This window comes from Pseudomonas sp. TMW22091, assembly GCF_022496705.1.
Classification (GTDB): Bacteria; Pseudomonadota; Gammaproteobacteria; order Pseudomonadales; family Pseudomonadaceae; genus Aquipseudomonas; species Aquipseudomonas saxonica.
The window spans coordinates 1-1,210 of the sequence record NZ_SCFI01000023.1 but is presented as its reverse complement, the minus strand read 5'-3'; the positions used below and the strand labels follow the sequence as shown (position 1 = coordinate 1,210).

General features: G+C 54.9%; 1 protein-coding gene. It reads left to right on the top strand.

Annotation, left to right across the window (positions count from 1 at the left end; genetic code table 11):
* Positions 1–12: 12 nt before the first annotated feature.
* Positions 13–1,158, top strand: coding sequence for an IS481 family transposase (locus EQV93_RS22380; RefSeq protein WP_240892486.1), 1,146 nt, complete (start codon positions 13–15; stop codon positions 1,156–1,158).
* Positions 1,159–1,210: the final 52 nt, after the last annotated feature.

Sequence of the window (1,210 nt, the reverse complement as noted above, 5' to 3'; positions counted from 1 at the left end):
AGGAGGTGTGATGTGTCCTGGAAAGAGGTGTCCGCCATGGATCTTCGTCTCGAATTCGTCGCCTTGGCCTCAGCTGAAGGCGCTAACATCAAAGCATTGTGCGAGCACTTCAATATCGGCCGCACGACTGCCTACAAGTGGCTCAGACGTTTTCAGTGTGAGGGCAAGGATGGGTTGCGTAACCAGTCTCGTCGCCCCCATACCTCGCCCAATCGAACCGCCCTAGAATCTGAAAAAAAGATCCTGGCGCTCAATATCGAACACACCGGCTGGGGCGCGCGCAAGATTAAGGGATGCCTTGAACGGCGTGGCAGCACCATGCCGGCAGCCAGTACGGTTCATGCCATTCTCAAGCGCAATGATCGTATCGATCCTCAGGCAGGCCTCGTCAAACCGTTCACTCGATTTGAACACGAGCAGCCCAATGACCTGTGGCAAATGGACTTTAAAGGTCATGTGCCCATGCGTACGGGTCGCTGCCATCCATTGACTCTTCTGGATGACCACTCGCGTTTCTTTTTAACTATCGCCGCCTGTGGCAACGAGCAGCGCGACACGGTTCAGGCCCATTTGATCAGAGCATTTCGCCAATACGGACTGCCGAACCGCATGACGATGGACAACGGGGCGCCGTGGGGCGATGAGCCTGATAGCTATACGGGCCTAGAGATCTGGATCATGCGCCAAGGCGTTAAAGTCAGCCACTCGCGCCCCTACCATCCTCAAACGCAGGGCAAGCTTGAAAGGCAACATCGCAGCATGATCAGGGAAGTGTTCAAGGGCATGTGCCTGATTGACCTGCCCAGCGCACAGCTCACGCTGGATGAGTGGCGTCAGGTTTACAACCACGAACGCCCGCATGGAGGTATCGGCATGCAGGTTCCGGCTTCTCGGTACACGTCCAGCTCCAGGGAGTATCAGGAAGTGCTGAATCCGATTGAATACGGCAGCGAACTGGATGTACGAAAAGTGCAGGCCAAAGGTGAGATTTACTGGCACGGTCAAGCCTGGAAACTGGGAAAAGGGTTTGTAGGCGAGCGCGTAGGGGTGCGAGAAGGAGCTCAAGACGGGCAATACGATGTTTTCTGGGGAAGCCATCGTATTGCTCAAATTGACAGAGTGACCAAGGTTGTAATATCAGGGAAATCGCTTCGCTAACTGTTCGCTATGTCTCCGAACAAAGTGTTCGCGATGTCCCCGGTCCATACAC